We start from the raw sequence: 13,480 nt of genomic DNA, 5'->3' as shown, positions 1-13,480 counted from the left end.
GGCTACCGTCATGGGACGGCCAGTGGACGAGGAATGGCCCGTGTCCAAGGGAGAACACTTCCCCAGAAGGCTTCAGAAAGGGAACCGCGATGTCCTACGAAGCATCTGACGAATACTTCTTTGGCTACCCGAAGCTCCCCGATCTCCCCGATCTTCCGGACGGGGAAGTCCTCGGTACGACCGGCGTTGTGGTCACCGGTTTGGGAATGACCACGCCGCTGGGGGGCGACGTCCACTCCACCTGGACGGCACTGCTCGCCGGCGCGTCCCCGATCACCGTGCTCGACGAACCGTGGGCCCGCGACCTGCCCGTGCGGCTGGCAGGCCGGCTGAGTCGGGAACCGACCGAGGTGCTGGACCGGGTCGAGGCCCGGCGGATGGACCGCTGCCAGCAGATAGCGATGGTGGCGGCCCGGCAGGCATGGGCTGACGCGGGCTCGCCCGAGGTGGCGCCGGAGCGGTTGGCCGTGGTGATCGGCACCGGCCTGGGCGGAGGGAGGACGCTGGTCGACCAGCACGACGTGTCCTCGGCGAAGGGACCGGGCCGCGTATCGCCGTTCGCGGTGACGATGCTGATGCCCAACGGTTCGGCCGCCGCCGTCAGCATGGCCCTCAACGCCCGCGCCGGCGCCCACGCGCCGACCAGCGCCTGCGCCTCCGGAGCGGAGGCCATCGCCATGGGGCTCGCCATACTGCGTTCCGGGCGGGCCGATGTCGTGGTCGCCGGCGGCACCGAGGCATGCTTCGGCCGGCTGTCCATGGCCGCCTTCGCCCGCATGGGAGCCCTGTCCAGCCGTCATGAGGAACCTCAGTGCGCATCGCGGCCGTTCGACAGCGCCCGCGACGGCTTCGTCATGGCCGAGGGCGCCGGCGTCGTCGTACTGGAACGAACCGAATCCGCAAAAGCTCGTGGCGCGCGGATGTATGCCACGCTCGCCGGTACGGGGATGAGCTCCGACGCGCACGCCATGACGGCTCCTTCAGCGGACGGTCAGATCAGTGCGATCCGACAGGCGTTGCGCTCCGGCGGCCTCGACCCGCAGGACATCGCTCATGTCAACGCTCACGCTCCCGGTACGCCCGTCGGTGACCGCATCGAGGCCTCGGCAGTGCTGGAATCGCTCGGTCCGCATGTTCTCGTGACGGCGACCAAGTCGATGACGGGCCATCTCATAGGCGGGGCAGGCGCGATCGAGGCGATCTTCACGGTCCTGAGCATCGTCAACGGCGTGATTCCCGCGACCAGGAACCTCGACGACAAGGACCCCGAGGTGAAGGTGGAGGTCGTCACGGGAAGCCCGCGGGCCGCCAACGTCACCGCGGCCATCTCGAACTCCTTCGGTTTCGGCGGTCACAACGTGGTCCTCGCTTTCACGAAGCCCGCCTGACCACGGCCCCGGGACCCGGGAGAGGCCGGAAGACCGGAGGGGGGCCTGGCGGTCTGTTGGACGCCTAGGGGACCAGGGGCTCGGGGGCTGCCGAGGCCTGAGGCGAGTGCACCAGTCCGCTCCGCTGGGCCATCAGCGCCGCGTGCATCCGGTTCGGCAGCTCGAGCTTGGCGAGAATGCGGGACACGTGGGACTTCACGGTCGCGGGCGTCACATGCAGTTCGTGGGCGATCTCCTGATTCGACCTGCCCTTGGCTATACCGCACAGGACTTGGGTCTCCCGGCCGCTCAGGCCGGCCAGGGCCACCGCGTGGGAGCGCTCATGGGGTGGTGGGAGGATCTCGAACCGGTCGATCAGCCGCCGGGTCATCTTGGGGCAAAGGAAAGCACCGCCGCCGGCGACCGCACGGACGGCTGAGGTCAGCTCCTCCTGGCTCGCGCTCTTGAGCAGAAACCCGCTCGCGCCCGCCTTCAGCGATCGGAACAGATGGCTGTCGAGGTCGATGCTCGTCAGGACAATGATTCCGGGCGTGATTCCTGGCGCGATTCCGGATGCTGCAGCACCGGAAGGCCGGGCGAGTTTCCGGATGAATTCGTATTCGGCGTCGACCAGTACGACCCGCGGTCGCCGCAGCCCGACCATGCGCAGTGCCTCCTCGCCGACCCTCGTATCGGCGACCACCGTAATATCCGGTGACTCCCCGAGGGCCTGCCGGAAACCGCGGCGTACGAGATCCTCATTGTCGACCAGCATGACGTCAAGCGTGCTGAAGTCGTCCATCACTCACTCCGCCTGTGCGATTCGGGAAGTGTGGTCCCATCCAACTCCGCGGTCTTCCTTGACCGGGGAGTTTCAGGTGTTTCAGCTCCTCAACTGTTTCCTCCTCATGGCTCGCGCGCTGCCGACGGCATGCCCCCGTTGCCTCCATCAACCATCAACCATCAACCATCGCGGTGCGTTCACGGGTCCTGCTCAAGAACACTTTCCGGTACAGCCGTTGTACACGCGAGGGCTGCGAGGCTGCGCTGAGCCTCCAGATGACCGTGGCTGATTCCACGTACGTCCCCTGGCCCCCACGCACGTCCCGGTTAGGGTGAATAGCAACCCTCGGCGGGATATGCCGCATCGATCCCTTCCGACGCTAGGGGGATTCGCAGTGCTGGTCTTAGGCAATGGCGGCCATGCTGTTGGCCGTTCCGGACACACGACGGCGGTCGACGAAGTCTCCACAGCTTCGCGGCTGTTCAAGCGAGGCATCGCCGGCGTGCGTGCGATGGTGGACGTCGGGGTCGAGCGCGGGGTGCCCGTACGGGGGTGCCTCGACGGCAGCGGTGTGGACGCGAGCGCCCTTGCCGATGATGCCTCGCACGTCCGAGCCGTGCAGGAGCTCGTTGTGGCGCAGAACCTGGTCCGCGCCACTGGCGATGCTCCTGGCCTGGGGCTGGAGGTCGGCAGCCGGATTCCGCTGCGCACGTACAGCGTGTGGGGCTTCGCCCTGCTCACCAGCCCGACGCTGCGCGAAGCGGCGGCTGTGGGACTCCGCTACCTGGAACTCACCTTCGCCATGGTCGGGATCCACCTTCAGGAGGAGGGGGACGAGGTCCACCTCGTCCTGGACGACGGGTTTGTGCCCCAGCCTGTGCGGCACTTCTTCGTCGAGCGGGAACTGGCCAACATCTGCACCATCCTGGACACCATTCTGGGGCGGCCCTTCAGGCCCCTCCGGCTGGATCTGCGATTCCCGCGGCCCGAAGAATCCACACCGCACGAGGCGTTCGCCGACGCGCCGATCGCCTTCGGGGCGCCGCGCAACGCGATCGTCACTTCCGCAGCGGAACTGGAACAGCCCCTGCCTCAGGCGGACCGGCACACCATGCAGGTGTGCGAACGCGAGTGCAGGCTCCTGCTGGCCCGCCGCGCCGACACCGGATTCGCCGCGCGGGTACGGGATCTGCTCATGCAGTGGCCGGAGGGGATCCCCGACATGGGCGTCGCCGCAGCGGCGCTGCACGTCTCCACCCGCACGCTGCACCGGCGTCTGGCCGAGGAAGGCACGTCCTACCGGCGTCTTGTCGACGGGGCGCGGCACGCTCGCGCTGTCGAGATGCTGACCACCATCGGACTCGGAGTCGAACAGATCGCCGTACGACTCGGGTACGCCGATGCGGCGGCGTTCATCCGCGCGTTCCGCCGATGGACCGGTGCCACCCCCGGCGCCTACCGCACCAGCGTGCCCACCCGGCCCTACTGAGGAACGCGGCGCGGCCCCCCTGTCGCTTTCCGGCTATGGCCCCCATGATCCGCCTCGAACATCAAGCGCCCCCTCAAGCGCCCGTGACACCGTCGATGCTCTCCCGGAGCAGATCCGCATGGCCGTTGTGGCGCGCATACTCCTCGATCATGTGGACCAGGATCCAGCGCAACGAAACCCCGTCGTCCCCGACGTGCCCGGCCTCTTGCTCCGAGAGCTTGCCGGAGTCGTCCAGCGAAGAGGCAGCGATCAGCTCGCGGCTCCGTGCGACTTCCGCGCGCCAGACGGCCAGCGCCTCGTCGATCCCGCGGTCGGGAGCGAGCGCGAAACCGTCTCCCTTCCCACCCTCGTACACCGGTGGCACGTCGCGTCCGGCGAACACCCGCTGGAACCAGTTGCGTTCCACCTCCGCCATGTGCTGGACCAGGCCCAGCAGCGTCATCGGTGACGGTGCCACCGGGGCCAGGCGCAACTGACGGTCGTCGAGCCCCGCGCACTTCAGCGCGAGCGTGGCTCGGTGGAATTCCAACCAGCTTTCGAGCATGGCGCGTTCATCGGCGTGCGGGGGCGGTATGGGGCGCCCGTCCGGTGTCATACCCATGCACGCCACCCTCGCACAGGCCGGCGCAGCACCGGCGCGGTCTCGCCGAACAGGCTGCTCGGGCCGTGTCTTGACGTCACCAGCGCACCGGGAAGTGGCGGACACCGCGGATCAGCATGCCGTGGCGCCATGCGAGGGCCGCCGGGTGGGCGTCCAGGGCGAGTTCCGGGCAGCGCTCCAGGAGCGTACGGATCGCGATGGCGGCCTCCATGCGGGCGAGCGGGGCGCCCAGGCAGTAGTGAATGCCATGGCCGAAGGCCAGGTGACCGCGGGGGCCACGGTGGATGTCGAAGCGATCCGGCTCCGGGAAGCGGGCCGGGTCGCGATCGGCGTCGGCGAGGGCGACGAGGACGAGTTCTCCCCCACCGGGGATGACTGTGCCGCCGATCTCCACCGGCTCCGTGGTGAAGCGATACGTCGGGGTCTCGAGCGGGCCGTCGTAGCGCAGCATCTCCTCAATGGCGTCGTCCAGGAGGGAGAAGTCGGCGCGGAGAGCGGACAGTTGGTCGGGGTGGCGGAGCAGGGCGAGGACGCCGTTGGAGATGATGTTGACCGTGGTCTCGTGACCGGCGACCAGCAGCAGCCAGGCCGTACCCATGAGTTCGCCAGAGGAGAGCTGGTCCCCGTCCTCGTCCGTGGTGCGGATCAGCGCGCTCAGCAGGTCCTCGCCGGGCCGCTGCCGCTTCTGCTCGAGCAGCTCGCCGAGGTAGCCGGAGACCGCCTCGGTCGCCGCTCTCCGCGTGTCCCGGCTGGGCGACGACAAGGAGTCGTTGGACCAGGTACGGAACCGCTCCCGGTCGAGGAACGGCACCCCCAGCAGTTCGCAGATCACGGACATCGGCAGCGGGAACGACAGCGCGTCGACGAGGTCGGCGCGACCGTCGGGGCGGGCCAGCATCGCGTCCAGCAGCTCGTCGGTGATCTGCTGGACGCGCGGTCGGAGCTCCTGGATGCGGCGGGGCGTGAACTCCCGGGCGACCAGCTTCCGCAGCCGGGTGTGGCGCGGGGGATCGGAGTTCAGCATGTGCGAACCCGCGGCGACGCTGCTCAGCGTCAGGGAGTCCGAGGCATTCCTCCACTCCTTCGAAAGGCGCGGGTCGGCGAGTGCGGCTCGCCCGGCCTCGTACCCGACGACGAGCCAGGCGTCGGCTTCCTCGGGCATCCGGATCCGGTGCACGGGGCCGCGCGTCCGCAGTTCCGCGTAGACCGGATATGGGTTCCGGACGAAGTCCTCTCCGAGTGCGCCGAGGTCCACTGTCGTGTCCGTGCTCATGGCCGCCCCCTCCGTTGGCAACATCACGCTAGTCGGCAGCCCACCCCACTGGGGGTCGTGATCCGGCCGATCTCCCCCCGGCCGGCGGTCCGCGCCAACCGCGAAATCCTGCACGGACTGTGCACCCCATTCGCGCCCCGGTGCTGCGCCTGGCGCGGGAGAATCCCCGCCCGGGCTGGGGCGGGCGCACGGCGAACCCGGTGTTCCGCTGCCCTCGGCGGCCCGCTCCGGCCGACTGCCGCAACGTCGGGTCAGGCCGTGCGCTCGACGTACTCGAATACGACTCCCCCAGGGTGGCGCACGATGGCGTTCCGGCCGGTCGGCACCTGGTTCGGCCCCGAGAGGATCTCTCCGCCGCGTGTGTTCAGAAGTTCCTGCACGCCGTCCAGGTCGTCGACGAGCACGGTGCTCTGGACGTTCCGGAACGGGGCGAGGGCCTCGTCAGTGCCTGCGACGAGCAGAAAACCGCCAATACTCACCACCTCCACGTCGCCGTACGCGAACCGCACCCCGCTCTCCCGGCCGGTCAGGTCGCGCAGGGCCGGCAGAGCGCGGTCCAGGTCATCCACATACAGCCGGGCCAGCGTGGCAAGCGCCTTCATGCCCACCCCTAAGATCAATTCGACTTTCCCGAACTGTTGAATCGTTCACCGACCCTCCACACATGCCTGATCAGGCCGACCCGACCGTCGCGGCCGCCCATACCTTCCCGCCCGCGGCAGGCCTGGGCTCATGCGCCGATCACCGAAGTTCCGACACGGATCGGTGATGGCTCGGCGGCGATGGCGATCCGGTTGTGGGGTTGGACCGCGTCGAGCTCGGCCTTGCGCTGGCCGGTGAGGTACGCGGTCGCGCCTTCCGCGGCGAACCGGCGGGCCGTGGCGAGACCGATTCCTACAGCCGTAACGCTAAATTTTGTGACTGTAGGGGGTGAAACCCGGATGAAACCCCGGCGGGGTGCTGCTCCTGCGGAAGCTGCGGGCTCCACCGGTGCTGAGAGACGATGGAAGCACATCCGGGCCTTCCCGCTGGGCGGAGGGAGCGGCTGAGCATGGGCTCCGAACGGTTCCACGACGATCTCGGGGGGCCGCCCGGCCGTGCCGCCTTCGGTCCTTCGCCTCCCGGCGGGCTGATGGACGTACTGGCCGTCGCGGCGGTGGTGCTGGATGCGGACGGGCGGATCGTGCTGTGGAGCCCGCAGGCGGAACAGCTCCTGGGCTACACCGCCGAGGAGGCCCTGGGCCGGTACGCCGCCCGGCTGATGGTCGCCGACGAGCACTTGGACCTCATCCTTCACTTGTTCACCCAGGTGATGAGCAGTGGGGAGAGCTGGGCGGGCGTCTTCCCCGTGCGGCACAAGGACGGCAGCAGCAGGCTGCTGGAGTTCCGCAACATGCGGCTGACCGACGACCGCGGGGACTTCTACGCGCTCGGGCTCGCCACCAACCAGGCGACCCTGCGCCAGGTGGAGCGGGACGTGGCCTTGTCCACACGGCTGGTCTCGCAGTCCCCGATCGGCCTGGCGGTCCTGGACACCGGCTTGCACTACGTCACCGTCAATCCGGCGTTCGAGCGGATCAGCGGGCTGCCCGCCGACCAGCAGATCGGCCGAGGCGTGCGCGAACCCGTGTCCTGGCTGGACAACGACGTGATCGAATCCGCGATGCGCCAGGTCCTGGCCACCGGCACTCCCCTGGTGGACCAGAACCTCCTCGGCCGCACCCCGGCCGACCCGGACACAGAGCACGCCTGGTCGGTCTCCTACCACCGGCTGGAAGCGCCCAACGGCAAAGTCCTCGGTCTGGCCACCTCGGTCGTCGACGTCACCGACCGGCACCGCGCGGCCGCCGAGGCCCACCACGCCCGCCAGCGTCTCGCTCTGATCGCGGACGCCTCCGTGCTCATCGGCACCACTCTCGACCTGGAGCAGACCGCCCGCGAACTCGCCGACATCGTCGTCCCCGACCTCGCCGACCTGGCCGCCGTCGATGTCCTCGACACCACGCTGCTCCACCCCAGCCTCCCCGGCACGCAACCCGCCGAGCCCGCACTCTTCCGCGCACTCGCCGTGGCCGCGGCCTACCCCACCGAGGCCATCCGCGCCGCCGACCCCGTGGGCGAGCCCACCCGGTACGAAACCGACCGGCTGGTCACCCAGGTCGTCACCACCGGTGCTCCCGTCCTCGTCCCCCACGTCACCAACGGCGACCTGCCGCACATCGCCCGCAACGGCGATGCCGCCCTCCTCCTGGGCCGCGCCGGTCTGCACTCCTACCTGGCCGTCCCGCTGATCGCGCGTGGCACCGTGCTCGGCGCCCTCGATCTCAAGCGCATCCGCAATCCCCTGCCCTTCGACGACGACGATCTCGTCCTCGCCGGAGAGCTGGCCAACCGGGCGGCGGTCTCCATCGACAACGCCCGCTGGTACCAGCGCGAGCGCACCGTCGCCCTGACCCTCCAGCGCTCCCTGCTGCCCCACCCGCCACCGCCCCAGCCGGGCCTGGAGATCGCCTACCGCTACCAGCCCGCCGGAGCCGCCAGCGAAGTCGGCGGCGACTGGTTCGATGTCATCCCCCTCACCGCGGACAAGACAGCCCTCGTCGTCGGCGACGTCATGGGCAGCGGCGTCACCGCCGCAGCCACGATGGGTCAGCTACGCACCACCACCCGCGCCCTGGCCGACCTCGACCTCGACCCCGACCAGATCCTGCACCACGTCGACCGCAGCAGCACCGGCCTGGACCAGGCCATCGCCACCTGCCTCTACGCCGTCTACGACCCCCACAGCGAGGAGTGCCGCATCGCCACCGCAGGCCACCTGCCCCCAGTCCTCCTGCGGCCCGGCCGCCCGCCCGAGCTGCTCGACCTGCCCACCGCTGCCCCCCTCGGCGTCGGCGACATCGCCTTCCACACGACCACCGTCCCGCTCCTCCCCGGCGACCAACTCCTCCTCTACACCGACGGCCTGATCGAAACCCGCCACCAGGACATCGACACCCGCCTCAGCCTCCTGCTCACCCTCCTTCATGACCCCCGCACCGACCTGGAAGAAACCTGCGACCAGCTCCTGCACGCCCTGCGCCACCCCGGCAACCACGACGACGTCGCCCTGCTCATCGCTCGCGTCCACCGCTGACATCCCGGCGACGAGCCTTCAACCGGCCTGTGACGCGGCCTCCGGCGGGGCTCGGTTCCCCCACTACGCTCACGCTCGATGCGGCAACATCAAGAAACCGGGAAACCATGGATGGCGATCAGCCCGCTCTCACCAATCACCGGTACGGCACCGGCAGGTCGGACAAGAACGCTTCTCACGTACGAAACCGTCTGGACTCCATCCAACGGAATGTGGACTCACATACGATTTCGATCATCCGAGGCCTCCCCATCACATCGTCCTGGCACTGCCTGGAACTGGGCGCCGGTGCGGGCTCCATCGCGTACTGGCTCGCCGATCGCTGTCCGAGGCGTGAGCCGGACTCGTCTCTTCGATGGGGTCGGAGCCGAACGGTCCGCCGGAGCCGAAGGCCAGGGCGGCGAAGCGTTCGCCGATGCGGCGGTGTGTGGCGGCGTCAGGGTGGAGCTGGTCGGGCAGCGGCAGCTCGGCGAAGTCGGTCTCGCCGTAGAGGTCGCGGCCGTCGAGGTAGTGCAGGTTCGCGTCGTCGGCCGACCGTTGCTTCACGACGCGGGCCAGTTCGTCCCGGATGACGTTGAGCGTCAGCTTCCCGCCTGCGCGTTCCGCGGGGTCGCCCGCGGCCTTGAACTGGAGCCTTCCCTCGCTGAGGTTGCTGAGGTCCGGGGCGCTGGGGCCGGGGGTGTCCTCGTGGATGGGGCACAGGACGGGCGAGACGACCAGCAGCGGAGTGGTGGGGTGCCCCTCGCGGATGGTGTCGAGGAAGCCGTGCACCGCCGGGGTGAAGGCGCGCAGCCGCATCAGGTCGGTGTTGACCAGGTTGATACCGATCTTGACGCTGATCAGGTCCGCGGGGGTGTCGCGCAGGGCGCGCGCGGTGAACGCATCGAGCAGGGCGCTGCCGCTCAGACCGAGGTTGATCAGTTCCACCCCGCCGAGGGAGGCGGCCAGCGCCGGCCAGGTCGTGGTGGGGCTTACGGCGTCGGAGCCGTGGCTGATCGAACTGCCGTGGTGCAGCCACACCTTGCGGCCGTGGTCCGGGATGGTCTCGACGGTGGCGTCGGTGCGCAAGGCGACGAGCTGGGTGACCTCGTTGTGCGGCAGCCAGATCTCGACGTCCTTGACCCGGTCGGGCAGACCGGGGAAGTGGGCGGTGCCGACCGGGCCGGGCCGGGTTTCCGCGGACCCGGTGGCCATGTCCACCATCAGGACGTTGCCGCCGGTCACACTGGCCTGACCGGCCAGGCGGCCGTCGACGAGCAGGTCGTACACGCCGTCCGGACGGGGCGGGGCGCCCTGGTAGTCCATCTTGGTGCGGAGCGTATCCAGCTCGACGACAGTGGCCCGGGTGCGGAACACCAGCCGTACGCCCGACGGCTGAGCCTCCGCCATGGCCAACTGCCCGTCGGCGCACTGGGCGCGGGCACGGGCGGGCAGCCGGTGCGGCAGCACCCCGTGCCCGGTGCGCTCCAGATCCAGGGCGCCGCGCAGGAGGTCCGCGGTGATGGGTGTCGTGATCCAGTCAGTCATGGGTTCTCGCATAGGGGTCGGGCCGATACGGCACCGGCGCGATCACGCGGCGGCTCGGAGAAAGGGCGTAGACCGTCGGCCCTGAGGGCGCGTGCGCAGTGAGCGGCTCGCCGTGCCCGACACATCCGCCATGTCGTCAGCCGGTCAATTGGTCCAGGAAACCCTCGAGTTTGCCCCGTGTGCGGGCGATCTTCTCTGCCACGGGGAGGGACTCGTCGAGTCCTCTGCCCGCCGTGGCGGTCTTCTTCCCCCGTATGTAGAGGGAACAGGAGAGGTCGGCGCACACGTACTGGCCGACCGAGTTGCCCTGGCGGCCGGCCTGGCCGGTGCGGCGCGCGGTCATCAAGACCACACCGCCGGAGGTGTGCGTGGTGAAACACAGCGAGCACATGCTGCGCGCGGTGAAGGTACGGAACGCGCCGCCGGCCGCCCGAAGCGCGATGCCGACGAGGCCGCCGTCACGTTCGGCGACCAGGTACGCGCGCTCGCGTGCGCCCGGATCGCGCCAGCCGAGGAAGTCGAGATCTTCCCAGGGCCGGTCGTCAAGGTCGCCGGGGAGACCGACCCGTTGGGCCTCCCCCTTGGAGCAGTTGACGAAGGATGCGCGGATCTCGCGCTCGGTGACAGGCCTCATGGCCCGCGAAGCTACCTCTCCCTAGGAGTACTCTGCAAAACATTAATTGCACTAAGGAGATGGAGAGAGAGACTCATGGTTCGTGTACGGCTGTCCGTGGACCGTCTCACGCGGGCGGCAGCGGACCTGGCCGACGAGGTCGGCTTCGACAACGTGACCGTCTCGGCTCTCGCGCGTGGATTCGGCGTGAAGGACGCCAACCTGTACGCCCACATCAAGAACGTGCACGACCTGAAGGCAAGGGTGGCGGTGCTGGCCCTGGCGGAGCTCGCCGACAAGGTCGCTCTCGAGCTGGCCGGGCGTGCGGGCAAGGACGCGCTGGTGGCCTTCGCCAACGCCTACCGGGTCTATGCGAAGGAGCATCCTGGCCGGTACGCGGCGACGCAGTTCAGGCTCGATCCGGAGACGGCGGCTGCCAGTGCGGCGGGCCGGCATGCCGAGATGACTCGAGCGATCTTGCGGGGCTATGAGCTGCCCGAGGCTGAGCAGACCCATGCGGTGCGGCTGCTGCACAGCACGCTGTACGGGTACGTCAGTCTGGAGACGGCGGAGGCATTCCAGCACGCGCGCGGCGTGGACACCTCCTGGGACAGAGTTCTGGACGCCCTCGACGTCCTGCTCAGAAACTGGCCGTCGCCTTGAGGCGGTGGCGGACGGCCTGCGCGTTCGTCTGCACGCACGGGCGCGCGCGCTCGACGGCATCATCGCCAGAGCCAGGAGCGCGCGTTAGCCGCACGCTCCTTCTGCGCGGCCGCGCTCCGACGGCCGACCGAGGCTCTCCGTCGCACAGCTCGCGAGGCTGGAGCGGGCGCCTGACCTCCCCTCAGCCCTTCACCGCGCCGGAGGTGAGCCCCTGGACGATGTGGCGACTGGCGAAGGCGAACAGCACCATCGTGGGCAGGATAGTGAGCACGGCCGCCGCGGACATCGAGCCCCAGTCGATGTTGAAGCTGGAGATGAACCCGTTCAGGGCCGTGGGGATGGTCTTGTTGCCGTCGCTGTTCATCAGCGTCACCGACAGGAACAGCTCGTTCCAGCAGTTGACGAAGTTGAAGATGAACGCGGCGACGATTCCGGGACGCATCACCGGCAGCAGCACCCGGAACAGCGCCCCGAACCGGGACAGGCCGTCGATCATGGCGGCCTCCTCCAGTGCGTCCGGGATGTTCTCGAAGAAGCCGCGGAGCATCACCGTGCAGAAGGGGATGCACACGGCGATGTAGACGAGGACGAGCCCGAGACGGTTGTCGACCAGCTTGAGATCGGTCATGAGCAGGTACAGCGGGCCCAGCGCAATGAAGGCGGGGATCATCTGGGTGACCAGGGCGGCCATCAGCAGCGCGGACTTCGTGCGGAACTCGAAGCGCGCCAGGACGTACGCCGACAGCATCGAGATCGCCGTGGCCGCCGCGCCCGCGACGGTCGCGACGATGAGGCTGTTGGCGAGGTAGACCCCGAAGTCCGCCTTGCCGAACAGCCCGCTGTAGTTCTCCAGCGAGACGTGCTCGGGCCAGTAGGCGATCGGGAAGGCGAAGATGTCGCCGGGCGCCTTGAGCGACGTGACGGTGATCCAGTAGAGCGGGAAGCCGGTGAAGACCAGCCACAGCCCCAGGAAGGCGAACCTGGTGGCCCGGCCGGCCGCGGTCTCCTTGCCGATCACGACCTCACCCCTCGCTTCTGGCGCGTGGCCAGGAGGAAGAACACCGCGAACACCAGCAGCGTGGCGACCACGAGAAGGCCCAGCGCGGAGGCCCTGCCATAGTCGCCCTGCTGGGTGATCTTGATCATCCAGGTGGTCACGATGTGCGTCTCGTTGTTCGGCCCGCCGCCCGTCATGCCGAAGATCAGGTCGGGGAAGTTGAAGATCCAGATGACCCGCAGCAGCACGGTGAGCACCAGCGTGATCCGGATGTACGGGATGGTGATCTGAAAGAGCGTGCGCACCTTGCCGGCGCCGTCCAGCGCCGCCGCCTCGTACAGCTCGTCGGGGATCGACTGCAGCGCGGCCAGGAGCATGATCGCGAAGAAGGTGACGCCGTACCAGATGTTGGCGATCACCACGGCGATCATCGCCGTCTGTGGATCGGCCAGCCAGGCGATCGGCTCGTCGATCAGCCCGGCCTTCTGCAGCAGGTCGTTGACGACGCCGAACTCACTGTTGAACAGCCAGCGGAAGAGGATGCCGATGAGGAAGCCCGAGATCGCCCAGGGAAAGAAGACCAGCGCCTGGTAGAGGCCGCGGAAGCGGAACCGGCGGCGCAGCCACAGGGCGAGCGCGAAGCCGATCACCAGCTGGGGCACGATCGACCCGAAGACCCAGACGGCGGTGTTGCCCAGAACGGTGCCCCAGGCGGGGTCGGTGAAGACCTCGCGGAAGTTCTTCAGGCCCACCCAGGAGGTATCGGTCAGATCCGTCAACTTCCAGTTACGGAAGGCCATCTGGCTGCCCGCGACCATCGGGTAGTACGTGAAGACCGCCACGAAGACCGCGGCCGGCGCCATGAAGGCGGCAATGAGCAGTCCGCGGCGGGCGGTGAACTCCGGCCTGCGGCGGCCCGGTGCTGCGCCGCGGGCGGGCGGGGCGCCCCCCTTGCGGGAGGGGCGCCCCGTCCTCGGTTCTGTCGTCTTCGTCTTCTGCGTCTTCGTCGTCGCGGACGCGGCGGGCATGC

At 69.0% G+C, this 13,480-nt stretch carries 12 protein-coding genes; 4 read left to right on the top strand and 8 right to left on the bottom strand.

All coding sequences use genetic code 11. The features are described from left to right. Window positions 1-89 precede the first annotated feature (89 nt). Window positions 90-1,388: a beta-ketoacyl-[acyl-carrier-protein] synthase family protein gene (locus tag ACTWP8_RS15000; protein WP_443322645.1), complete on the top strand. Its 1,299-nt coding sequence runs from the start codon at window positions 90-92 to the stop codon at window positions 1,386-1,388. Between the two features lie 64 nt (window positions 1,389-1,452). On the opposite strand, the gene ACTWP8_RS14995 is transcribed toward ACTWP8_RS15000, so the two are convergent. After that, on the bottom strand, window positions 1,453-2,169 hold the full coding sequence (locus ACTWP8_RS14995) for a LuxR C-terminal-related transcriptional regulator (protein ID WP_443322644.1): 717 nt from the start codon (window positions 2,167-2,169) through the stop codon (window positions 1,453-1,455). Window positions 2,170-2,662: 493 nt separating this feature from the next. Here ACTWP8_RS14995 and ACTWP8_RS14990 point away from each other — a divergent pair, with 493 nt between their 5' ends. Further along, window positions 2,663-3,640: an AraC family transcriptional regulator gene (locus ACTWP8_RS14990; protein ID WP_443322769.1), complete on the top strand. Its 978-nt coding sequence runs from the start codon at window positions 2,663-2,665 to the stop codon at window positions 3,638-3,640. A 73-nt stretch (window positions 3,641-3,713) separates the two neighbouring features. On the opposite strand, the gene ACTWP8_RS14985 is transcribed toward ACTWP8_RS14990, so the two are convergent. The 3 genes from ACTWP8_RS14985 to ACTWP8_RS14975 all read right to left on the bottom strand — a co-directional run bounded on the left by ACTWP8_RS14985 (window position 3,714) and on the right by ACTWP8_RS14975 (window position 6,116). Further along, entirely contained in the window at window positions 3,714-4,241 is a 528-nt protein-coding gene (locus ACTWP8_RS14985; RefSeq protein ID WP_443322643.1) for a DinB family protein, read from the bottom strand. Between the two features lie 76 nt (window positions 4,242-4,317). After that, a complete protein-coding gene (locus ACTWP8_RS14980) occupies window positions 4,318-5,514 on the bottom strand; it encodes a cytochrome P450 family protein (protein ID WP_443322642.1) in 1,197 nt (398 codons plus the stop codon). A 251-nt stretch (window positions 5,515-5,765) separates the two neighbouring features. Next, window positions 5,766-6,116 (bottom strand): VOC family protein, encoded by a 351-nt coding sequence (locus tag ACTWP8_RS14975; protein ID WP_443322641.1) that lies wholly within the window; start codon window positions 6,114-6,116, stop codon window positions 5,766-5,768. Between the two features lie 449 nt (window positions 6,117-6,565). Between ACTWP8_RS14975 and ACTWP8_RS14970 the strand changes: the two genes are divergently transcribed. Next, window positions 6,566-8,650 carry a SpoIIE family protein phosphatase gene (locus tag ACTWP8_RS14970; protein WP_443322640.1) on the top strand — a complete coding sequence of 695 codons (2,085 nt, stop codon included), beginning with the start codon at window positions 6,566-6,568 and terminating at the stop codon, window positions 8,648-8,650. 252 nt (window positions 8,651-8,902) lie between these two features. Here ACTWP8_RS14970 and ACTWP8_RS14965 read toward each other — a convergent pair whose 3' ends face one another. Further along, window positions 8,903-10,177 carry a GDSL-type esterase/lipase family protein gene (locus ACTWP8_RS14965; protein ID WP_443322639.1) on the bottom strand — a complete coding sequence of 425 codons (1,275 nt, stop codon included), beginning with the start codon at window positions 10,175-10,177 and terminating at the stop codon, window positions 8,903-8,905. 136 nt (window positions 10,178-10,313) lie between these two features. Continuing rightward, the gene (locus tag ACTWP8_RS14960) at window positions 10,314-10,811 is read right to left on the bottom strand and encodes an FBP domain-containing protein (RefSeq protein ID WP_443322638.1); all 498 of its coding nucleotides are present in this window, start codon (window positions 10,809-10,811) and stop codon (window positions 10,314-10,316) included. A 75-nt stretch (window positions 10,812-10,886) separates the two neighbouring features. Between ACTWP8_RS14960 and ACTWP8_RS14955 the strand changes: the two genes are divergently transcribed. After that, complete coding sequence (locus ACTWP8_RS14955) at window positions 10,887-11,453, top strand: TetR/AcrR family transcriptional regulator (protein WP_443322637.1); 567 nt, start codon at window positions 10,887-10,889, stop codon at window positions 11,451-11,453. A 181-nt stretch (window positions 11,454-11,634) separates the two neighbouring features. On the opposite strand, the gene ACTWP8_RS14950 is transcribed toward ACTWP8_RS14955, so the two are convergent. Continuing rightward, window positions 11,635-12,471, bottom strand: a complete 837-nt coding sequence (locus tag ACTWP8_RS14950) for a carbohydrate ABC transporter permease (RefSeq protein ID WP_443322636.1) — start codon at window positions 12,469-12,471, stop codon at window positions 11,635-11,637. Continuing rightward, entirely contained in the window at window positions 12,468-13,478 is a 1,011-nt protein-coding gene (locus ACTWP8_RS14945) for a carbohydrate ABC transporter permease (RefSeq protein WP_443322635.1), read from the bottom strand. The genes ACTWP8_RS14950 and ACTWP8_RS14945 overlap by 4 nt, the downstream gene beginning before the upstream one ends. Window positions 13,479-13,480: the final 2 nt, after the last annotated feature.

The organism is Streptomyces sp. 7N604 (assembly GCF_052245475.1).
Lineage (GTDB): Bacteria > Actinomycetota > Actinomycetes > Streptomycetales > Streptomycetaceae > Streptomyces.
Note: the sequence above shows the minus strand (reverse complement) of the source record. Positions and strands in the feature narration are given on the sequence as shown.